18 protein-coding genes and 1 riboswitch are annotated in these 21,048 nt (G+C 41.2%); of the genes, 13 read left to right on the top strand and 5 right to left on the bottom strand.

The window, feature by feature from the left end:
* Position 1: 1 nt before the first annotated feature.
* Positions 2-1,144 (bottom strand): lipopolysaccharide assembly protein LapB, encoded by a 1,143-nt coding sequence (locus tag JIG41_RS07265; protein WP_231387293.1) that lies wholly within the window; start codon positions 1,142-1,144, stop codon positions 2-4.
* 267 nt (positions 1,145-1,411) lie between these two features.
* On the opposite strand from JIG41_RS07265, the gene JIG41_RS07260 reads away from it, so the two are divergent.
* Positions 1,412-2,026, top strand: coding sequence for a membrane protein (locus tag JIG41_RS07260; RefSeq protein ID WP_036973591.1), 615 nt, complete (start codon positions 1,412-1,414; stop codon positions 2,024-2,026).
* Positions 2,027-2,081: 55 nt separating this feature from the next.
* Here the strand turns inward: JIG41_RS07260 and JIG41_RS07255 are convergent, their stop codons facing one another.
* Positions 2,082-4,592, bottom strand: a complete 2,511-nt coding sequence (locus JIG41_RS07255; RefSeq protein ID WP_199524501.1) for a zinc-dependent metalloprotease — start codon at positions 4,590-4,592, stop codon at positions 2,082-2,084.
* Positions 4,593-4,856: 264 nt separating this feature from the next.
* Here JIG41_RS07255 and JIG41_RS07250 point away from each other — a divergent pair, with 264 nt between their 5' ends.
* From JIG41_RS07250 to JIG41_RS07230, 5 genes are all read left to right on the top strand, one after another.
* A complete protein-coding gene (locus tag JIG41_RS07250; RefSeq protein WP_036973588.1) occupies positions 4,857-6,032 on the top strand; it encodes an efflux RND transporter periplasmic adaptor subunit in 1,176 nt (391 codons plus the stop codon).
* Positions 6,033-6,041: 9 nt separating this feature from the next.
* Positions 6,042-9,179: an efflux RND transporter permease subunit gene (locus JIG41_RS07245; RefSeq protein WP_036973587.1), complete on the top strand. Its 3,138-nt coding sequence runs from the start codon at positions 6,042-6,044 to the stop codon at positions 9,177-9,179.
* Positions 9,180-9,312: 133 nt separating this feature from the next.
* A riboswitch (cyclic di-GMP riboswitch) is annotated at positions 9,313-9,403 on the top strand.
* Between the two features lie 114 nt (positions 9,404-9,517).
* Positions 9,518-10,087: a chitin-binding protein gene (locus JIG41_RS07240; protein ID WP_199524500.1), complete on the top strand. Its 570-nt coding sequence runs from the start codon at positions 9,518-9,520 to the stop codon at positions 10,085-10,087.
* Between the two features lie 140 nt (positions 10,088-10,227).
* Positions 10,228-12,306, top strand: a complete 2,079-nt coding sequence (locus tag JIG41_RS07235; protein WP_036973585.1) for a S9 family peptidase — start codon at positions 10,228-10,230, stop codon at positions 12,304-12,306.
* 54 nt (positions 12,307-12,360) lie between these two features.
* Entirely contained in the window at positions 12,361-12,762 is a 402-nt protein-coding gene (locus JIG41_RS07230) for a hypothetical protein (RefSeq protein ID WP_036973584.1), read from the top strand.
* 44 nt (positions 12,763-12,806) lie between these two features.
* Here JIG41_RS07230 and JIG41_RS07225 read toward each other — a convergent pair whose 3' ends face one another.
* Positions 12,807-13,280, bottom strand: coding sequence for a Dps family protein (locus JIG41_RS07225; protein WP_065979471.1), 474 nt, complete (start codon positions 13,278-13,280; stop codon positions 12,807-12,809).
* Between the two features lie 367 nt (positions 13,281-13,647).
* On the opposite strand from JIG41_RS07225, the gene JIG41_RS07220 reads away from it, so the two are divergent.
* The gene (locus JIG41_RS07220) at positions 13,648-13,857 is read left to right on the top strand and encodes a hypothetical protein (RefSeq protein ID WP_036973582.1); all 210 of its coding nucleotides are present in this window, start codon (positions 13,648-13,650) and stop codon (positions 13,855-13,857) included.
* A 7-nt stretch (positions 13,858-13,864) separates the two neighbouring features.
* On the opposite strand, the gene JIG41_RS07215 is transcribed toward JIG41_RS07220, so the two are convergent.
* Positions 13,865-14,467, bottom strand: a complete 603-nt coding sequence (locus JIG41_RS07215; protein WP_065979470.1) for an alpha/beta hydrolase — start codon at positions 14,465-14,467, stop codon at positions 13,865-13,867.
* A gap of 8 nt (positions 14,468-14,475) precedes the next feature.
* Positions 14,476-15,012, bottom strand: a complete 537-nt coding sequence (locus JIG41_RS07210; protein ID WP_199524499.1) for a YaeQ family protein — start codon at positions 15,010-15,012, stop codon at positions 14,476-14,478.
* A gap of 535 nt (positions 15,013-15,547) precedes the next feature.
* On the opposite strand from JIG41_RS07210, the gene JIG41_RS23040 reads away from it, so the two are divergent.
* The 6 genes from JIG41_RS23040 to ylqF all read left to right on the top strand — a co-directional run bounded on the left by JIG41_RS23040 (position 15,548) and on the right by ylqF (position 20,904).
* The gene (locus JIG41_RS23040) at positions 15,548-15,943 is read left to right on the top strand and encodes a type IV pilin protein (RefSeq protein ID WP_199524498.1); all 396 of its coding nucleotides are present in this window, start codon (positions 15,548-15,550) and stop codon (positions 15,941-15,943) included.
* A complete protein-coding gene (locus JIG41_RS07200) occupies positions 15,937-16,398 on the top strand; it encodes a Tfp pilus assembly protein FimT/FimU (protein WP_199524497.1) in 462 nt (153 codons plus the stop codon). Before JIG41_RS23040 ends, JIG41_RS07200 begins: the two co-directional genes overlap by 7 nt.
* Positions 16,382-16,798: a prepilin-type N-terminal cleavage/methylation domain-containing protein gene (locus JIG41_RS07195; RefSeq protein WP_199524496.1), complete on the top strand. Its 417-nt coding sequence runs from the start codon at positions 16,382-16,384 to the stop codon at positions 16,796-16,798. The genes JIG41_RS07200 and JIG41_RS07195 overlap by 17 nt, the downstream gene beginning before the upstream one ends.
* Positions 16,795-17,403, top strand: a complete 609-nt coding sequence (locus tag JIG41_RS07190) for a PilW family protein (protein WP_199524495.1) — start codon at positions 16,795-16,797, stop codon at positions 17,401-17,403. Before JIG41_RS07195 ends, JIG41_RS07190 begins: the two co-directional genes overlap by 4 nt.
* Positions 17,404-17,413: 10 nt before the next feature.
* The gene (locus JIG41_RS07185) at positions 17,414-19,663 is read left to right on the top strand and encodes a hypothetical protein (RefSeq protein ID WP_199524494.1); all 2,250 of its coding nucleotides are present in this window, start codon (positions 17,414-17,416) and stop codon (positions 19,661-19,663) included.
* Between the two features lie 287 nt (positions 19,664-19,950).
* Complete coding sequence (gene ylqF, locus JIG41_RS07180) at positions 19,951-20,904, top strand: ribosome biogenesis GTPase YlqF (protein WP_199524493.1); 954 nt, start codon at positions 19,951-19,953, stop codon at positions 20,902-20,904.
* Positions 20,905-21,048 lie beyond the last annotated feature (144 nt).

Genomic DNA, 21,048 nt, shown 5'->3' with positions numbered 1-21,048 from the left:
GTTACTGCTTGGTATTTAAGGCGAATAGTTTGGCGTGATAGAGCGCCCGCTTTTCGTCTTCCCTTTCAAGCTCAATGGCTTTTTCGAGCCACTCTTTGCTCGATTGCTCATTGCCTTGTTGGTAGTTAATAATAGCCAACTCTAGATAGGGTTCAGACAAATAAGGTGCTAAGGCTATGGCGTCTTCGAGCTGCTTTCGGGCTTTAAAATACTGACCATTGTTGCGTGCATTTATTGCCGTTGCTAATAATTCGAACGGATCTTGCTTTGCTAGAGCAAGCTGTGAGTTGAGTTTAGTTAGAAGTACTTGGTCGTCGAGCTGTTCGGCCAGCACAGCGTAGTTATGAAGTAAATTGGTGTTTTCAATGTTGTGCTGTAATGCGGTTTGATAAATATGTTTTGCTCCCACTAAGTCACCAGCTTGACGGTGTAATACCGCTGCAAGATTATACAGTGCAGGATCGTAAGGGGTGTAATCGCCAGCTTTAAGAATATAGCTGTAACTTAAATTAAATTGTTTAGCGGCTAAAGCCTCGGCTGCTAAATTACTGTAGTAGCGACTTATTAAATCGTTTAAATGGGCTTTGCCGGTATAAAAACTGCCGCGGCTCGGAAAATAATCAATAATACTTCCCGGTGTGATTAAGTAAGTCACCTCATCATCAAGTGGGGCATAGACTTTGGTCCTAAAATGACCCGATACATACACAATATTACTTTCTTTGCTGTATACCGGTTCACTCGACACTGATTGAAACCCTGTTTTTAGCCCAGCTAACTGAGCATACGCCTGAGTTAAAATAGCAAGGCTAATACAATTACCTTTCTGTTTTTGAATTGTCTCAGAGGCAGTGAGTGTTTCACTGTAATAGTTAAAATTAGTGAGTTTATTTTCTAAATAGTGATAGAGAATTTGATCATCTCTGAGATAGCCACCTTGTCTTTGTGTAAAGTAATCAAGGAATTGTTGTTGCTCGTCGATGGGCAGAGCAAATAGCTCAGTGTCTTTTAAAGTAACAGGCTGAAAAAGTGTGCTATTAAGGAGGTCTGCAACACGAGGTGGCATAACAGGTTGGTTACTTTTACTGGCACATCCGAGCAGTAACATACTGATAAGTAAGATGCAGAAGAGTTGCTTCATCATCTACCTCTAAGCTTGTTTTTTATTCAATGTACCTATGTTATTCGTTGTATTCAAGTTATGAATGCTGTCTCTAAGCTGTAAACACACTGTACGGAAATCTTGCCAAGTCCTCGCTGGCTATTTTTTCATCTTCATTGCATTTTATGAGCATCTCATTAGAATGCCGCGCTCTTTTAAATGGCTTAAAAAACAATGATTTACTTGTTGTGTATGGGCTGTTTATAAACTGCTAACGTATTAACTAAATTGTAACGAGAGAGGTCTGTTTTGGCGCACTATTTGCCGATTATTTCATGCTTTATTTTGGCGTTTAGCTTTTATCCGCTATTAAATAAAATTCGTAAAAATCGCAGTGTGTCGGGCGTGTCGTTGCTAATGATGAGCTTTGGGGTGGCACAAAGTCTTTATTTCATTACCTACAATGTGTACTTTCAGCGCATTTACATGGTCTTACCGTTTATCGTGACGGGTGTGTTAAGTGGTTTAATTCTTTATTACTTCGTGCGTTACAATGCAGCGCGCCAGCAACGGTTGCAATTAGCTGGGCTATTAATTGTGTCGGTGACGCCTTTTTTGTTATTGCTTAGCCCGTCACTGGACACTGCCACAGTCCTTAATTGGCTGACATATGTTGGCTTAGCGATGAGTTCTATCCGTGTTATGCCGCAAACCTACAAAACAATTAAAAGCGGTGATATTAGTAACTTAAGTGCACGTTATTTTAGTTTACAGTTTGTAGCGGGAGCCTGTGGTTTAGGCGCAGAACTGGCGATGGCTTCACCGAGTGTGTCACATGTTCTAACTTTTGTGATGATATTGCTAACTAATGCCGCCCAACTTGGTTGTATTCAATATTACAAGTCACGTCCAGCGATGGCTTGATGATAACGTTGAAATAATAAAAGGCTGCCCGTTGGCAGCCTTTTGTGCTTATTAATTAAGCTTCGAGCGCTTTGCTAATTAAGCGATCGATATACTGCTTATGTGCTTTTGCAGCAGTGTCGGCACCCCATGGCGTACTGATATCAGCAATTTTGTTTAGCTGATAAAGCGCAGCAGCTTTGGCTAGGTTGTCGTGCTTGCTCGCTTTACCTAAGCCTGCAATCGCAATCAGCTGGTTCACATACTCAATTTGTAAGTTATGACTTAATGAGTTCGCTTTTTTACTATCGACAAAAATGCTGGCTGTTAGGTCATCCATGAATTGGCTTAGTGAATACTCATTACCGTACATTGCGCTGTCTGAAATACGCAGCATGACTGCAGGGTGCAACAATTGCGCAAGCACAAGCTTTTGCATGCCTAAAATCATGTTATGTGGTTTTGGATCTTCGTTCTTACCGTAATGATTAAAACCACGACGTTGCTGTTGTAAGTAGTTATATAGCGGTTGCATGCTGACTAACACATCAGGTGCAAACACATTTTTGGCCAGAATTTGCATAGCCTGTTGCTGGCGCTCTAATGGCACTGGCGTAAATGGTGCGCCATTTTTATCATCACCCACGACGTTGCGCTCAACATATACCCCACCAATTTGACGAGATACTACGCCAGCCTGTGTTCTGTAACTACCGAATAGGATGTTGGCAGAAGTAACTAGTTGCTGATATGACTCACCTTCAACCGTGGCTTTGTCTTTTAGTTCAGTAAATAGTTTATTGATTAAGGCCATACGGTCTGAGGCGTAGGCCGCTGGGTTTGATGACATATCACCAATCATGATACGTGGATCAATGTGGCGTCCTGGTGCTCGCATATCATCAGCGTCGTTACCAAATGCAAGCGCATGCTCAGATGAGCGAGCAAGAATTTTTTCTAAACGTTGTTGCTCGGCATCGGTGTCTGCCAAAGCTTGACTGTAACCATATTCAATAGCCCAGTCGTCATAAGGACCTGGTTTCGTTTGGAAAATATCGCCTTGCTGCATGCCAATTGGAGCGATATTTGCCGGCGCATAGTCCATAACAGAGCCTGTAACAATCCCTTGCGTTTTACGCTTGTCGTGTACGTCTTTTTCGTTCCACAAAATAGAAGATTTCATATTGTGGTTTAAGCCTAAGGTATGACCGACCTCATGCAAGACAAGTTGTGTTAAACCTTGGCGTAAAATTTCTTTGTCTTCGATGTTTGCACCAGTACCTAGGCCTTTTGCAAGTAACATGTTTTCTTGAATACTGTGGCCCAAAGAGCAGTGTAGTTCTGAGTCACTCATATGTTCAGTGAGTGTCGCCGCACCCTGTGTATATAGGGTGTCGTACATCCAACGGTTTTTCATGAAGACATACTCAAGCATGATGTCTGAGCCTAAGATCTCACCCGTTAATGGATTAGCAAGTGCAGGACCATAGCCACCAAATGGTGGACGTGGAGATGCGGTCCAACGTAATACGTTGTAATTTATGTCGCCTGCATCCCAGTCTGCATCGTCTGGTTGTATTTTTACTTCAATCGCATTTTTGAAACCTGCTTTTTCAAACGAGGTGTTCCATGCCAGTACCGCATCGCGGATGGTATCGCGCCACTCAACAGGTGTGGTATTTTCAATCCACCACGTAATTGGTTTTACAGGTTCAGATAAGGCTGCGGATGGATCTTTCTTTTGTAAATCCCAGCGTTTGATCACGTCTTCATAAGGGGCCCAGTCGGCAGAGGTCATATTATCGAACTGGTTAGTAAAATAACCAATTCGCGCATCATCTTGACGAGGTTGGTAGTCATTTTTAGGTAAAGCAACAAATGAGTGCTGTACTTTTATTGATACGTTACGAGGGTCGCTTATAGCGGCAGAGCCACGCACACTTGGGTTGGCGTTGCTGAATACATAATCAACAATAACATCTAGGTTATTTGCGTAAGGGCGCTGGTTAACAATACGCGATTTTTTGTCATCTAGTTTACCTAGCTTGAAGCGTTTTTTAGCGTTTTTATCGTCAGGGTTAACCCATGGAGACACTTTATGCAGTGCTTCGCTTAAAAATAGCTTATCAACGTCAAAGGCTATTTTGCCGTCTTCTTCTTTGTCTATTTTGATACTTGCGAGAACGGCTTCACTGATATTGGCATCTGCAGAGCGGGCAAGCGCTGAGTTCTCGTCAAACTTATAGCGTGGTGTTTTGCTTACAATATCAATACGATCAAAATGCTTTCTAAACTCTATGAGTTTGGTCTCTCGGTATGAGCCTCGAAAGTGGCCTGCATCTGTCACGCCATCAACGGTATGCGCAAAATACACAAACGGGGTATTAAGCTGTGACTCATTGATGACCATTAAGTTTTTACCCGTTTTGGCATCTTGGTAAAGTGTAAAAATACCGACAAATTCGGTTTTATCTTTGATCATCTCAGCCAGTGTTTCTGGCTTTTTTTCTTCTTTTTTTGCTGCAATGGCGTGGCCATTGACTGTCAATGCTAGGCTTAACGCTAGCGCAATATTTGTTATTTTCACTGTTAGAATGTCCTTAAACTATGTCATAGAGCAGTTTAATGAAATAATGTCTTGATAAAAGGTGATATGTTAACAAATGTGAAATTGTGTTTTTAACCAGCTGAAATTAAAATGGTTTTCTTTGTAACAAATTGTTTTATACGTCACTTTAATCTGAACGGTGTCATTCTATGTCTGTTTGTAACAGTTACTTACAAATGTCACATTAATGTTTCTGTCAGCTTTGGTATGATAGGACCAGTTAAAATATTAAAGGTGTAAGTTATGCGCACGAATTTATTAAAATGGACGTTACCTATTATCGCTTTATTCATTGGTATTGCTGGTTTTATGGGGATCAATGCGATTGCCCAAGAGCCACAAGATAAGGATGAAGTTGATGTGCGTCCTCTCGTGAAAGTTGAAGCTGTTTCTAGTGATGATCACCAAGTGATTATTAACAGTTACGGTGAAGTGAAGCCACTTGAAAGTACCCTGATTGCATCGCAAGTTGCAGGTGAAGTGACCAGTTGGCATCCAAATTTTGTTGCGGGCGGAATCGTCGCGCGTGGTGAAGTGTTATTTACTATTGAAAAAGATAACTACGAAGCTGCTGTATTACAAGCAGAGGCTTCGCTTGCAAGTGCGCAAGCGGCATTGATTGAAGAGCAAGCACAAGCAAAGGTTGCACAGGATGAAGCAAAACGTTACCCAGAGCGTGAACGCACAGACTTATTCCTTCGTAAACCGCAAGTATTAAGTGCCCAAGCGGCTGTAAAATCAGCACAAGCTGCATTGAAACGCGCTGAGCGTGACCTTGCTCGCTGTGAAGTGAGAGCACCTTACGATGCATTGGTCATTAACCGTGAGATTGGTGTAGGTCAATACATTAACGTGGGAAGCCAAGTTGCTGAACTTAATAACATTGAAAGTGCCGAAATCATTGTTCCTATTGCTGGTTTTGATAGTGTGTTTTTACCGAAACGCCTTAAAGGTGTTAAGGCGACGATTATTAATAAAGGTTTAAACAGCTTTACACGTGAAGCGGTGATAGACCGCGATCTAGGGGTTGTTGATAATGCGACGCGTATGAGTAATTTGGTGATACGAGTGAACGATCCATATGGTCTCAAGCATGACGTACAGCCGATTAAGTTTGGTGCTTATGTGCAAGTTAGCTTCGCGGGTGAAACACTGCAAAATATTTACCGTTTACCGCAATCACTTGTTAATAATCAAACGGTTTGGGTTGTAAATGACGAGCAAAAACTTGAGCCTCGTAAAGTCACGGTAGTGCGTGAAGAAGGTGAGTTTTTCTATATCAGTGACGGCTTACAAGTTAATGATCAATTGGTGCTTACATTACCGGAATACCCGCAAGCGGGTATGGAAGTGAAAATTGCAGGCATGAAAGAAATGACGAGCGATGCAGAGAATACTGCAGCGGTTGAAAAGCTTTAAGGTGGCGCTATGACAGACGAAAACACAGAAAAACAGTCTGGCATTATTGCCTACTTTGCCAATAACTCGGTTGCTGCGAACCTCATGATGGTCTTTATCGTTATCATGGGGATTATTAGTTATTTTACGATTCAGCGTCAGATGTTCCCGAATGTCGAAATTAACTACATTGAGATACAAGCCAATTATCCGGGTGCATCACCGCAAGAAATTGAAGAAAGTATTCTGATCAAGATAGAAGAATCGTTAAAAGACATCACCGAAATCAAACGAGGTGTGTATCGTGCGTTTCGCAACAATGGACGAGCAAGTTTAGAGATTAATACCGATGCAGAACTCACAGATGTACTTGATAAAGTAAAGCTGCGTGTTGACGGTATTGCAACATTTCCTGCAGGTATGGAACCCGTTACCATTAGTCAGGTCGAGTTTCGTCAAGACGTCATTGGTATGACCTTGGTCGGTGATATTCCGCTGACTGAGTTAAAACCGGTTGCTAATCAAATTGAAGATGAGCTACTGCAATTATCGAATGTGTCCTTGGTACAAAACGATGTGCCACTTGATGAGATTGCGATTGAAATAGACCCTGATTCGTTGCGTCAATACAACCTGACATTAAGCGATGTTGCTAATGCGGTGCGTCGTTACTCGGCTAACATTTCGGCGGGTCAATTACGCACAGATGCAGGTATTATTTCTGTGCGTGTTGAAAATCAATATTACAGCGGTGACGAATTCCGCCAAATTCCCGTTAAAATTGGTGAAAATGGTGCGAAAGTCCTGTTGCAAGATATTGCCGTAATTAAAGATCAATTTATCGAAGGTGAACGCTACTTTAAATTTAATGGCGAGAATGCGGTTTATTTATCGGTAAAAGCAACGAAAGAGCAGAACATGATCCCCGTTGCAGACTCTGTTAAAGCCTTTATAGAAAAGAAAAATAAAGAGCTGCCAGTTGGTTTGCGCCTAGAGCCGCTCATGGATATGACATACTATCTTAATGCGCGTTTAGACATGATGAAAACCAACCTGATCCAAGGGGCGATTTTGGTTGCCATTATGTTGTCGATTTTCTTACGCTTTAAGTTAGCACTGTGGGTAATGATTGGTTTACCCGTGTGTTTCTTAGGGGCGATGATGATGATGCCGCTCTTTGGGATCAGTATTAATATTGTGTCGTTATTTGCCTTCATTATGGTACTGGGGATCGTGGTCGACGATGCCATCGTCATAGGGGAAAGCGCCTACACCGAAATTGAGAAAAAAGGGGGAGGCGTTGTTAATGTGGTGAATGGTGCTAAGCGAGTTGCAACACCAGCAACCTTTGGCGTATTAACGACCATCGCGGTGTTTGCACCGTTTACATTATCAAGTGGCCCCGAAAGTGCGTTTTTCTTTGGTATCGCAGTGGTGGTTATACTGTGTTTAATATTCAGCTTAATTGAATCTAAACTGATTCTACCGGCTCACATTGCGCACACGAAGTTTCCACCTATTAACCCAAATAGCTGGCGTGCCCGTTTTAATAAGCGTTTTTTCAAATTTGTAAACGGCCCATATAAAGCATTTATCGTACGTTGTGTAGAGTGGCGCTGGTTTGTGTTGTTTTCATTCATTGGCCTATTAATTTTAACCTTTGGCCTGATTTCTTCTAATCAAGTGCGCGTGGTGCCAACACCAAAGGTACCTCATGATTTCCCACAAATTCGTTTAGAGATGAACGAAAATGCGTCGGACATTCAAACAATTGATGCGGTTCGTGAAATTGAAGCCATGGTGTTAAGAGTTGATCAGGAAACTGAGCGTGAGTTTGGCCAAAAACTGATCCGCGATATTTTGGTATTTAATCAAGGCCGAACGGAAGCACAAATTTTAGCGCCGTTGGTTGATGAAGACCTTCGTCCATATAATGCCTTTGAGCTATCACGCCGCTGGCGTGAACAAATGCCAAGCATTGCGGGGGTTAAGTCTTTGCAAATTTACGATGACGTGAATGGCGGTGGCAGTGATGGCGAGTTTGGTTATCTACTTTATGGCCCAGACATTGATACCTTAAATGATGCAGGCCGTCGCTTTATTCAGTTATTACAACAGCAAAAAGGGCTTTTTGATATTAGCTCGACTATCGACCCAGCCAGTAAAGAAGTACAGCTCAGCTTAAAACCTGTGGCGTATGACTTAGGGTTAGACTTAGCAAATATTGCTAATCAAGTCGGCGCAAGCTTCTATGGTGGTGAAGCACAACGTGTTATTCGTCGTGGTGAAGAGGTGCGTGTAATGGTGCGTTACCCTAAGCTCACACGTGAAGCGTTTGCCTCTTTAAAGCATGCTGTAATCACAACCCCTGCGGGTAAAGAAGTTATGCTAGGTGACGTGGTTGAACTAACCGAAAAACCGGGCATCAGCTATATTCGCCGCGAAGGCGGTTATCGTACGGTTTATATTTACGGCAGTATTGATGAAGAAGCCATTGAGCCGGGTGCCGTTGTTAAACAAGTTGAAGACACTTTATTACCACAATTAAAAGAAGAGTACCCATCAGTGAAAACTGAGTTAGGAGGCTCAATTGAAGAGCAACAAGCGCAAGCAAACGAGCAATTAATGTTCTTCATTGGCGGTATGATACTTGTGTATATTTTGCTTGCAGTCCCACTTAAGAGCTATTCACAGCCGTTGATTGTGATGTCAGTTATTCCATTTAGTTTAACAGGCGCTATATGGGGTCATTTTTGGTTTGGCCTAGATATTAGTTTAATGTCGGGCTTTGGTTTAATTGCAGCTGCTGGGGTGGTTATTAATGACTCCTTAGTAATGACAGACTTTGTAAACCAAGCGAGACGAGAAGGCATTTCAACTCGTCAAGCCGTTATCGAGGCGGGGTGTGCACGTTTTAGGGCTATAACCCTAACCTCAATTACAACGTTTGCCGGTGTGTTGCCGATCATGTTTGAAACAAGCCTACAAGCGAAGTTTGTTATTCCGATGGCGGTCGCACTGGGTTTTGCTGTGATGTTTGCAACGTTGATTACCCTAGTGCTTGTCCCTTGCTTATACATTGTGATGAGTGACGTTGGGCACGTATTCTTACGTTTCTTTCGCTCGGTGCGTGAGTTATTTCCAAGCGCTAAGCCAGTAAGAGATTAAGTTAAGATAATGTTTAAAAGCCAACCTCCGGGTTGGCTTTTTTGTATCTGCATTTGCTAGTACTTAATAGTTATATGTATGTTTTGGTTACATTCTTTTGTTTGATTTGTTTTCCGGTCGCGATTATACTCAACTCAGTTTTTGGCAAACTAACTGAAAAGTTAGGACGCAAAGTTTCCGGTCTAAGGTTTTGTTAACAAAACTATGATAGCGGGGCCGCCGATAAGCGCATATTCTTCGGGCTTTGGATCTTTTGCCTCAAACTAAAAAATGTATTTATTTTGTTCGGTTATTGTTGGATAGTACCTATTAGTTGTTCTTAGGGTGTTACTTTGTTTATGCATTCGTCATTGGCCTCTGGAAAGTGGTTACCGATTGGTTGCTTGAACCATCATACTCAGCTTTTTGTTGGGGACACGGTGGTCGTAACCTTTTATGACATGCAAGGAGAGCTAGTCGATTTATCATTCAATTACCGGATCACCAGTACGGATGAAGGTGAGCCTCATAATTGGCCACGTTTAGTTGCCGAGCATATAAACGTGCACATTCCACTGGTTGAGGCCGGAAAAATGACCGAACAAGGTTTGGTGGTTGCATACCGCTCAAACCAAATTTATGCCCTTGAAGGTTCGGGCATAACACATGCAAAAGTGGCGTTTAACTGCATCGCGAAATGTAAAGAACGCGCGGTCGATAATCCACAATATTATGATTATGTTTACCCACAGGCATGCAGTGATTACAGTGCTGGTGTAAAAGTGCTACAGCCTAAAACAGGCCACATTTATAGGTGTAAGCCTTGGCCATTTAGTGAATTTTGTCGTGTTAAAGATTCACATAACCCGTTGTTTGAACCGGGAGTTGGCAAAAGTTGGGCCATGGCATGGCAGCAGATATCGCATTAACCGTTTTCCCCCTAAATGCTATTTTAGCATTGCTTAGCCCACTCAATTTGAGTGGGCTTTTTTATACCCATTTGTTAAGCGAATTGGCCAAGCTTCTATGGTAAACTCGGTTTAATTCGTTTTTTAATTGTGGTTTCTTTGTGTCATCAAGTTCGTATTCATTGTCATTATTAGCGCATCCGCCGGTTGCTAAAAAACAGCCTCATTCCTTAAGCACTCATCAGTTTACTCGCATCGATAATTACTATTGGATGCGCGATGATGAACGACAAAATACCGAAGTATTAACTCATTTGCATGCCGAGAATGATTATTGTGAAAAGCAGCTTGCAGGTATAAAGCCACTTCGTGAGCAGCTATTTGATGAGCTAAAAGGGCGTATTGTAAAAGACGATAATACCGTACCCGTAAAAGATGGAACGTATTGGTATCATTCAGAAGTACGTGGCGATGATGAATATGCCCGCCACTACCGCAGTAGCTCAATTGACGCCCATGATAAGCAGTTACTATTAGACGTAAACCAATTAGCCGGTGAGTTTGAGTTTTACGAGCTGGGCGAAGTGGCCATTAGTCCAAATGAGCAGTTGCTTGCTTACTCAGAGGATACTGAAGGCCGACGTGTTTATACGGTACGATTTAAACACCTTGCCACAGGTGACATGTTTACTGATGTACTCGAAAACACCGAAGGGCAAGTCGTGTGGGCAAACGACAGTAACACCGTATTTTACGTGAAAAAAGATCTGCAAACCTTGCTTGGTTTTCAGGTTTTTCGCCATGTGTTAGGCACGCCTCAGGCCGACGATGTATTGGTGTATGAAGAGCAAGATAAAAGCTTTTTTATGGGACTTGGCAAAAGCCGTGATGAAAGCCTTATTATCATTGATCTTGCGACCACAGAAACCAGTGATACATGGGTGCTTGATGCCAACAATCCATGTGGTGAATTTAGTGCGTTAACACCACGTGAAGAAGGCCATGAGTTTGATGTAGATAAGCTAGGTGATACGTTTTATATCGTGACTAACTGGCAGGCAAAAAACTTTCGTTTAATGACGGCTACGTTAAGTACAATCGCAGATAAATCACTTTGGCAAGAACACACTCCACACCGCGACAATGTGTTACTAGAAGGTGTAGAGATATTTGATGATTATTTAATTTTAACTGAGCGAGAGCTAGGACAAACACGATTTGTTGTGGTGAATAAGCACGGTGAGCGACTCACTTTAGAGTTTGATGATCCCTGTTATTACGCTGCAATTGCAATGAACCCAGAACCCAACGTACGCTCTGCGCGTATTTATTATTCGAGTCTGACGACACCGGGATCACTGTATGATGTTGATTTAAATACAGGGCAAAAAACCTTATTAAAACAACAACAGGTATTGGGTGAGTTTAAACCAGAAAAGTACCGTTCAGAACGTATCATGGTGACGGCAAGAGATGGCGAACAAGTACCTGTATCACTGGTTTACCGCATCGATAAGTTTAAAAAAGACGGCACAAATCCATTGCTGCAATATGGGTATGGTGCGTATGGCATTACTATCGATCCGAGCTTTTCTAGTAGTTCATTGAGCTTACTCGATCGTGGCTTCGTGTATGCGATTGCTCATATTCGCGGTGGTGAAATGCTGGGGCGTAGTTGGTACGAACAAGGTAAAAAACAGCACAAGCAAAATAGCTTTAATGACTTTATCGATATTACGCGAGCGTTAACCAAGCAAGGGTACGCACACCCTGCAAAAGTCTGTGCGTCGGGTGGCAGTGCTGGAGGTCTATTAATGGGCGCCGTCGTTAACCAAGCACCCGAGCTTTATTTAGGCATTGGCTGTCATGTGCCATTTTTAGATGTTTTGACGACCATGTTAGATGAAAGCATTCCGCTTACGACTAACGAGTATGATGAGTGGGGAAACCCGAACGACCCCGCGTATTATGATGTGATTCAGGCCTATTCTCCGTATGACAATATTAAGGCGCAAGCGTACCCTAATATTTTAGTGACGACGGGCTTTCATGATTCACAAGTACAGTATTGGGAGCCCATGAAATGGGTGGCTAAACTTCGCGAGATGAAAACAGATGACAACATTCTTGTCTTTAAAACAGATATGGATGCAGGTCATGGTGGTGCGTCGGGTCGTTTTAAAAGCCTTGAAGAAAAGGCTCTTGAAATCGCATTTTTTATTGCTTTATTATCGAATTAAAGCTTAGATAACACCTATAAGTGCAAAACTTAAGTTGTATTTTAAGGGGTGAGCATGTTTAAAGCCCACGGTGATTGGTGTTACTTTATTGAACCGCCAGTGATTTATGTGGAAATAAGTGGCAGTTTTAATAAAGAAGCTGTTGCTTCGTTTAGTGTTGAAGTTGCTCAAGAAATAATGAAATACCCTGAGCACTCAATTCAGTATGCTGTTGTTAATTTAGCGCAATTTGAATTAGCAACGGCAGATAGTATTGAAACCGCGAAGGCGTATTTTCAAGCTATAAAAGCACGTGGTTACAAACGCGTTGACTATATCAAAGCAAATATAATTGCGCGCAATTTACTCGAGACAATATGGTCGGGTGTCGATATGGATATTAACTTCCATCACAATGCTGATAGCTTTTTTGAAGACAGGCCAGAATACAGTCACCTGAGAAAGTGGTTAAAATAAAAAAGCCCTCATAGAGGGCTTTTCAAGTGATGTAAAGTAAGGGCCTAGCCTAAGTAAGCTTTTAACATCCAAACAAGTTTTTCTTGTTCTTTAATGTAATCACTCATTAGTGATGCAGTCCCTTCGTCATCAGCATCGCCAGCTTCTGTTAAAATTTCGCGCTGCATTTGAATAAGTGTGCTGTAACCTGCTAATAGGTTTTCAACGGCTGCGGTGCCTTCAGTAATGTTCTTCGCTTCATTAATCTTACTTGCTTCGAGGTATTCTGAAAACGCATGAACAGGTGCGCCACCAAGTGTCAAAATACGCTCTGCAATTTCATCTACTTTTTCAAGAAGTAGGTTATAAATTTCTTCAAATTTAAGGTGTAATTCAAAAAAGTTACGACCTTTAATATTCCAATGAAAGCCACGTGCATTCATATATTGAATTTGGTAGCAGCTTAATAAAGTATTGAGAGATTTTACGATATCTTCACTTTTTGCGCTGTTTAAACCAATTGCATTTACCTGTGACATAGATTAGCTCCTTAAAAATAATCGTGAATAGGTTACTTGCTAGTGCGTGATATCAAGTATTGGCCATTTTTATTAATCTGTAAAATGGTTTAATTCGAACAAGGTGATAGGTTTTAGCTATCAATGCGCATGTTGAATCAGTCGTCCACTATCAGCATAACCTCGAAGTACTCTTTTATAAACTTGGGGCAAATGACGCAAAAAACCACCATAAAAAGTGATTATTTTTTAATGAAGGTGAAAATATGATCTAAAACAAGTTTTGCTTTAGCTAATATACATGCCGATTTAGAACTTGATTTAGGTCAAAAAATCAACGCAACAGAAGCGCATAATACCTTTACCGCATTTAGCTAGGAGAACAAAAATGGACGGTAAAACAGTAAAAGAAAACAAAGCAGAAATAGTGGTTGTTGTTATCGCATTACTTGCGTTTGTAATCGGTTTAGTTGGTCATCTTGCAGGGGCAAGTTTTGCTAATTTTGACACCTTTGGTTATATCGCTGCGCCGGTGCCGCTGATCCTGGGGATTATTGTATTAATTTCTTACAAAGTTGCCGCAAGTGCTGAGAAATAAAATACAGCTAACGTTGATTGATAAGCTTAATAATGTAATCCATGACTTGGCGTGAGTAGATCATACTGGTGTGACTTAAATGAAACACCTTGTGCTCTGCCATGCCATTGAGTTTGGTTTCATCTATAAGCACTGTGCCATCGGAGGCACTGCCTTTAGCAATGAGCGGCATTAATCCAATGGGTAAGTCGCCTGCAATACTATAAAGCTTGGCATTAAACGGCCAGTCGCCATTTTCAGACAACAAAAACTCGACACTATTTTTAAGTAACATATCGAAGCCTTTTTGCTGCATTTGCTTAGCAATATGGCTGCCTTTATGAGGCGTGCCTAAGGTAATGACTTTTTCAACATGTTTGCTTTGTAGCGAGTTTGCTTCAAGGTAGGCCCGGGCAACTAAACCGCCCATTGAATGACACACCATTGCTGTGGGTTTGCCATTAATAAAGCGGTCAATCTTGTCAAAAATAGCCGTTCTATTTGGCGACAGCGTATTGTAGGTCAAATTGAGTATATTAAGCCCTGATTTCTCAAGACGTGCGCACAGAGGGCGCATCACAAAGCCCGACATATAAAGTCCGTGTAATACTACAACCTGCCTAATTGCCATCGCATTCCTTACATGAGTTGCTGAGGTTTAATTTCGATATTTGCTGTGTCTGAGCTCACCCATACCTCACCGTCTTGAATCGTAATCGTAAGCTTAATATTACGGTCTGCCAGTGCGGCTAATGCTTGAGTCGCAGCATAATCGAGGCTAAAAATACTTAAGTTTTTAAAATCATACAACTTAGGTTGATGCTTTTGCCACCAAATAGTTTGGTTATTTTCGCCGTAAGTATACAAAATAACCTGTTTAGCTTTGTTAGAGGCTTTTTTCAAACGCTTTTCATCAGGTAAACCAAGCTCAATCCATAACTCAATTTCTTCGCTGTAGTTTATGTGCCAAAGCTCTGGTTCATCATCAGCACACAAGCCTTTGGTAAACTCCAACCCTTCACGGGCATTGAGTGCAAATGCCAGCAAGCGGATCATCAGGCGCTGCTCGGTCTCTGATGGGTGCTGTGCAAGGGTTAGATTGAAATCTTGATACAGGTGTCGGTCCATATCGCTCAGCGATATGTGTGCTTTTATAATGGTTGATTTAAGAGCCATAACTGCTTACTTGAAAAAATTTGCGTCATTATAGCGCAATTAACTGCTGAGCCAGTTAAAAACAAGAATTTTTAATATCGTTATGCAGAAAATATCATTAGACCATTTTAAGCATTTATAAATTTACCACAGGAGGGAGTTTCGCGAATTGAGTATTCTGCGTAACTAAACACGTGGCCAGAGTTTAGTCGTAAGTGAGTCATCGATACAGCTGAGGAAAGCGAAAGATAAACACTTGAAATAATATTATAATAGCAATAGTTGTATTTGATTTGGGAAATTAATACTATACTTTAGACTGAGTTATTCAGGATGGAATAAAAGCATAGACGTTACGGTTATTTATCGTTGTTGTTCGGTTTTAAATTTGGTTAAGGATGATCATTCTAATGAGTTAGGTCTAATGCGAAGCTATCGTAAAGGTCTTACTCACCAATTAATGTCATAACTTATCTAACTCTATAAATGTATTGTGTTTACCAGATTTCACAAAGTGTCATCTCGTTCGCAATTAAAAATTTTTCTTGGTTTTATAATGAATTCTATTTACGGCAGAAAGCGTTTTTTAGGTGGTTCGGGTTTTACGTTAATTGAGCTTATGATAGTGCTCGCTATTACAGCTATATTAGCAACAATCGCATTTCCATCATATCAAAATTACATTCAACGCAGTCATGCTAAGGTGGCGGGAACTGATTTAGTTGCGTTATCTGTCGCACTTGAGAATCGCTTTCAACGCCAATTAAACTATGCAGGTGCGACAACAAATAATGTCAATTGGCATCAGGCTTCTAAAAATTACACTATCACTATGAGCCTGACATCAAGCACATATACACTTAAAGCATCAAGCACGAATTGTACATTGACGTTATCTCATTCTGGTATACGTACTATCTCAGGTCATTGTGGAGGATTAACCTCTTGGTAAAACAACAATTAGGGTTGTCACTTATCGAACTGATGGTGGTGGTAAGTATTATAGGCATTTTGGCGTTGGTAACAGTGCCTTTTACTCAATCATGGTTATATGAAGCACAGATCAATGATGCAAAAAGCAAACTTAGTCATGCTTATAGCCAAGCCAAAGCATTGGCATTGAGGAACCCTGATAAAGTGTATGGTAGTGGAAGTATGGCTGCGTGCATGAATTTATCGGATAAGACTTTAAAAGTACGCGAACCCGTTGGTGCTGTATGTTCAGGTAATATTGTTTGGCAGAGTAGTTGGCCGCAGGGCGTTTCACTGACTCTTAATAATGCTAATTTAACGGTTATTTCTATAAATAATCGTGGAGCGATACTCACCAATAATAATCAGTTTAGTGATGACCTAGCCTTCACCCTAAGCAAAGGAGGCGTTAGTTATAATGGGACGTTACAATAAAGGGCTGGTTTCTCAAAGAGGCGCATCTTTGATAGAGGCTATGATCTCAATGCTGATTTTAGCAATTTTATTTCTTGGAATTGCACAAGTTTTAGGCAGGAGCTTAGTGAGTCAGCGCTATATGAATACATATAATTTAGCTTTGTTGGAAATGCGAGAGCGCTTTCAAGAAAAGAGTGAGTCTGTTCTTTGTACTGAACCCGGGAGTTTACACTGGGTGGGGAATGTAAAGTTGGTTGCAAGTTGTGATGAATCTGAAGTCACTATTGCAGTTGATGGTTCCAGTGCGTCTGTCAAAACTAAAGTCATTACTTTATCTACCAGTAAGGATGAAGCATCAATTAACTTTTTTGGTGGTGATGGGGTCATTCGAATATCAGAAGGCTCGGTTGTAAAATGAGGCGACAGCAGGGGTTATCACTCATCAGTTTATTAGTGGGTCTATTAATTTCTTCATTCGTACTGAGTGGAATGATGATGATTTTTAGAAACACGATTCAAGTTGTTGTGCCTTCAACAGAGTCATCTCGTAGTGATGGTGAGCGAGTATCGTCTTTATTAGCTGCGCATATGTTGCTTCAAGATGCGGGCTTTGGGATCAAAGAGCCCATTTATGGCACACACATACGTGTATTAAATAACAGTGAACTTGTACCATTAGGAGCTCCTCAAGGCTCAACTGCAATTGGTGATACTGTTTTGTGGTTAAGTAATATTGCTGATAACGAACAATGTAGCGGCTTGTGGGCTGATAAAGAAGGGGGTCTGTGGCGAGTATCTTGCGACAAAAATATGGGGAATATTACTTCGACATCAAGACTTATCCTACCTTCTCAATATAGTGCTGATAATGTGGATGCCATTAAATTTATTGCCACAAGAGCCTCTTGCCAACCATTTGGCATCGACGTGTCAGGCGAGATCAGGCTGACAGTAAGAGTTCAAAATTCAGTTTTAAGGCAAATTGAAAGCTCAACTTGTTTGCTGAACTTTGCATCGTTATAAAGAGGATTATATGAGCGGAATTACCATAAAATCACGTCAGTATGGTGCTGCGACCATTACAATTTTGCTCTTTGTTGGCGTGTCTATATCAATTGCAGTTTTAGGATCCCTTAGATATATACAAGGCTCACAAAACCAAACTATGACTATGCATGCTCAAACTCAAGCACAGCGCAAAGCGTGGGTTGGGGTCGATATTACAAAAAAATACTTAAGTGCTCTTGATAGCTCTGAGTTAACAGAGCTCTTAGAATCAATTCCAGTTAAAGTTGAAGCCGAAGCTGGTAAAACACAACAAACGCTTAACCCAACCATCAGTGATCCAGAACTTCAGCTTTCGTTTTACAAAGAAGACTTAACAAATAAAACATATCTTTATGCTGAAATTACTGCAGAAGCGGTTAAAGGTACGAAAGCGCATGCTACTTCAGCGATAGAGGCTGTTTTTGAACTGCAACAAACAGGAAAGCAACCCGTTAAATCATGTGCAATCGATAGAACGGTTGTGCTCAGAGGGGCGACTGAATTGACGGGAGGCGGGACTGACTTTCTATCTGGTGATGCGCTAACGGACATAGCTGTTGAAGGGAGCTTGAAACTTACTAACTCTTCCAAAAGTGGTATTTCCGGTTGTGTTAGTGGTGATGTTTATATGAACGGCGGCGGAATAAAAAGTCATTCCAGTCTATATGTGGGTGGGAATTTTAAAGTTGAGAGTATGGCTAAACCTACTAATGTTGGGGTTTGGGCACGTGATATAAATATTGGCAATTCTGGGCAAGGAACATACGATTTTCTAAGAGCAGGTGCATTTACCACAGTGGTATTAGATGAAAGCGGTGGAGTAGTGGGGACAGGAAATGTGGGTGGTGAACTGATTAAAGATACAACAGGTTCTTCTATTCCATGGACGACAGGCACTTTAGTACCAACAAAGGATATTCCGTTTGTAATTGAAACGAGTTCCGGTGGACGTGTACTTGTTGATTTAAGTGATGCTGTTATCAATGAATCAAATGGCTTTGTGGAAGCTTATGCAGCTGACTCGCTAGAAGGGAATGTTACTCTACCAAGAGTATTACAATTTGTGGCCACAGGTGTCACAGGTGGAAATATAGATATATATACGTTGAATGTAGGGCAATTGTGGGGTCATGAAATTTTAAGTGATGGCTACGATGCTAATTATACGACGGTTCTTTCAAATGGAAATTTCAGCATTGGTACAGGGAATATAGGTTCTTTGATTGGAGGCAGTAACTTAATAGCGAATAAAGGGGGATGCAGCAGTAACTCAAATTGTTCGAATTTGCCTAGTCTACTTAACCCAAGCCAAATTGCTGGTGAGTTTTACATCAATGGATATTCAGGAACACCTCCTTTAAAAAATCTAACTCAAAAAAAACCGGGTCTGAGCCCTGGTTTACCGGGAATTCCCTTTTGTGATACCAGGGTTAATAAAGTGGTCGCTAGTGATTATAAACCATCAGCTAATTACATTTTTGAAGTGGTTGATGGTCAACGCCTATTAACCATTCAAAATGTAAAGCTAGCCGATGGAACTCAAATTGATGGCGTTTATGATCTTTTAACAGAAGATCTTCGCTTTATAGGAGGTAAAAGCTTTCTTTCATGTGGTTGGGGGAGCGGGCATTGCTTTCGTAATAATCAACTATGGGAATTAGATGGAATCTCTGCATTTCCGCCTGGTGTTGCATGGTTTGATGGTCCTTTAAAAATTAATGGTGTTGGAAGTAATAACGCAGTTAATGGTATCGACAAAAACCTACTAAATACATTTATAACAATTGGGGGGGTTGAGCTTACCTCATCTGGGCATGGGGAGCTTATTGCTCCTAATTTTAATTCTGAAGCATTGTGCCAAGGTGATATCGTGCCAACAAACCTTTGTACATTAGAAGGCGATCTAGTGGGTGATGAAGGGGTTGGTTTACCAATTGCTAATTCATCGATAGTGTCACAAAGCAATTTAGGTGTTGAAGGATGGAATATTACAGGTCATGTAACTCTTGGTGGTTCAGTGAAAACTGCAGGGTCAAAAGTGATCATCAATGGCGGGTTAGTTGTCGGTTCTAATATTCCCTCGATCACATCTGTAGGTGCTGGAGGCTTAGAGGTTAATACACAATCGTTATCGCAAGGGCAACTTCAGAAAGATTGTGGTTCTGGCGATGCTGGTAGTTCAGTAAGTGGCTGGCATTTGAAGGCCAATGCTCCGATTTGGACCCGATATCTATAGGTTTATCGCTCAAACTCTTGAAGAGTGTGAGTTGTTATTTAAACTCTCCAGCGAGGTGTTTAGAGTTTTGGGGAAAGGTCAGTATTTATGATTTTTATAATTATTTTACTTTCTGTGAGCAGGTTTGCTGGAGTCAAGAAAGTATGAATTTATATTAACAAGAATTTATTCGCTATTTTTAGTAAACTTAGATAAATATCTGAAGTACCAACTGCATCGTTTTGCTTTTAGTACCTACATAAGTACCCCATGGCATTTGCCTTAAAATTAAAGAGCTTAATAATCAAATGAGTAGAGCAGGAATACAGTGGTTCCCGGGTCACATGAACAAAGCCCGTAACGAAATTAAAGAAATCATGCCACAAATGGATGTGATCATTGAGGTGCTTGATGCCCGTATTCCTTATAGTAGTGAAAACCCGATGGTTACAGCGCTTCGCGGTGATAAACCCGTTATTAAAATCATGAATAAAGCTGACCTTGCTGATCCTAAACTCACGCAAGCGTGGAAAGACTACTTTGAACAACAAAGCGGTGTTAAAGCAATTGATTTTGGTAATGATAAAGCGGGTGAAGTGCATCGTATTAATGAGCTTTGTAAAAAGTTAGTGCCGCATAAAGTGGGTGCTGATAAGCAAATAAAAGCCATGATAATGGGCATTCCAAACGTAGGTAAATCAACGCTAATCAATACTTTAGCTGGCCGAATTGTTGCAAAAACGGGTAATGAGCCTGCTGTAACCAAAGCCCAGCAACGCATTAAACTTGATGATGGCATTATGTTGTACGACACGCCAGGCATGTTGTGGCCAAAAGTAGAAAACGAAAACTCAGGTTACCGTTTAGGTGCAACAGGTGCGATTCGTGATACTGCGATTGATTATGAGGAAGTGGCAAGCTACACGGCGGAGTATTTATTGCACGCATACCCTGAGCTTTTAAAAAGCCGTTATAAGATTGACGAATTACCTGAGTCTGACTGGGAATTTGTTGAAATGGCCGGTAAAAAGCGTGGCTGTATCCGTGGTGGGAATCAAATTGATACCTATAAAATGTCAGAAATTCTGATAAATGAATTACGTGATGGCATTATTGGTCGAATTACCATGGAAACCCCCGCAATGCTTGAAGAAGAAGAGCGCATGGTGGCAGAGCTTCGCGCTGCGGCAGAAGCTAAAAAAGCAGCAAAAGAAGAAGAGAAAAAACAGCGCCGAGCGCGTGCTCGTAAAAACCGCCGTTAATCACACTTTATTTGCAGACATAAAAAAAGCCCGTAAGGGCTTTTTTAGTTTCATATCTACCGTCACCGATATGAGCAATGTAGCAAGTAAAATAAGTAGGGCGATCGCCTGTTGCCAACATCAAGGGGCGCTGCGGTTAGCAAC

It is taken from the genome of Pseudoalteromonas sp. bablab_jr011, from assembly GCF_016464045.1.
GTDB lineage: Bacteria > Pseudomonadota > Gammaproteobacteria > Enterobacterales > Alteromonadaceae > Pseudoalteromonas > Pseudoalteromonas lipolytica.
Note: the sequence above shows the minus strand (reverse complement) of the source record. Positions and strands in the feature narration are given on the sequence as shown.

Excerpts from the sequence above, each read along its gene's own strand:
- JIG41_RS07220 (WP_036973582.1), top strand. The coding sequence starts at position 13,648 with ATGGACGGTAAAACAGTAAAAGAAAACAAAGCAGAAATAGTGGTTGTT.
- JIG41_RS07250 (WP_036973588.1), top strand. The coding sequence starts at position 4,857 with ATGCGCACGAATTTATTAAAATGGACGTTACCTATTATCGCTTTATTC.
- JIG41_RS07215 (WP_065979470.1), bottom strand. The coding sequence starts at position 14,467 with ATGGCAATTAGGCAGGTTGTAGTATTACACGGACTTTATATGTCGGGC.
- JIG41_RS07225 (WP_065979471.1), bottom strand. The coding sequence starts at position 13,280 with ATGTCACAGGTAAATGCAATTGGTTTAAACAGCGCAAAAAGTGAAGAT.
- JIG41_RS07245 (WP_036973587.1), top strand. The coding sequence starts at position 6,042 with ATGACAGACGAAAACACAGAAAAACAGTCTGGCATTATTGCCTACTTT.
- JIG41_RS07240 (WP_199524500.1), top strand. The coding sequence starts at position 9,518 with ATGCATTCGTCATTGGCCTCTGGAAAGTGGTTACCGATTGGTTGCTTG.
- JIG41_RS07230 (WP_036973584.1), top strand. The coding sequence starts at position 12,361 with ATGTTTAAAGCCCACGGTGATTGGTGTTACTTTATTGAACCGCCAGTG.
- JIG41_RS07185 (WP_199524494.1), top strand. The coding sequence starts at position 17,414 with ATGAGCGGAATTACCATAAAATCACGTCAGTATGGTGCTGCGACCATT.
- JIG41_RS23040 (WP_199524498.1), top strand. The coding sequence starts at position 15,548 with ATGAATTCTATTTACGGCAGAAAGCGTTTTTTAGGTGGTTCGGGTTTT.
- JIG41_RS07195 (WP_199524496.1), top strand. The coding sequence starts at position 16,382 with ATGGGACGTTACAATAAAGGGCTGGTTTCTCAAAGAGGCGCATCTTTG.
- ylqF (WP_199524493.1), top strand. The coding sequence starts at position 19,951 with ATGAGTAGAGCAGGAATACAGTGGTTCCCGGGTCACATGAACAAAGCC.
- JIG41_RS07265 (WP_231387293.1), bottom strand. The coding sequence starts at position 1,144 with ATGATGAAGCAACTCTTCTGCATCTTACTTATCAGTATGTTACTGCTC.
- JIG41_RS07210 (WP_199524499.1), bottom strand. The coding sequence starts at position 15,012 with ATGGCTCTTAAATCAACCATTATAAAAGCACACATATCGCTGAGCGAT.
- JIG41_RS07190 (WP_199524495.1), top strand. The coding sequence starts at position 16,795 with ATGAGGCGACAGCAGGGGTTATCACTCATCAGTTTATTAGTGGGTCTA.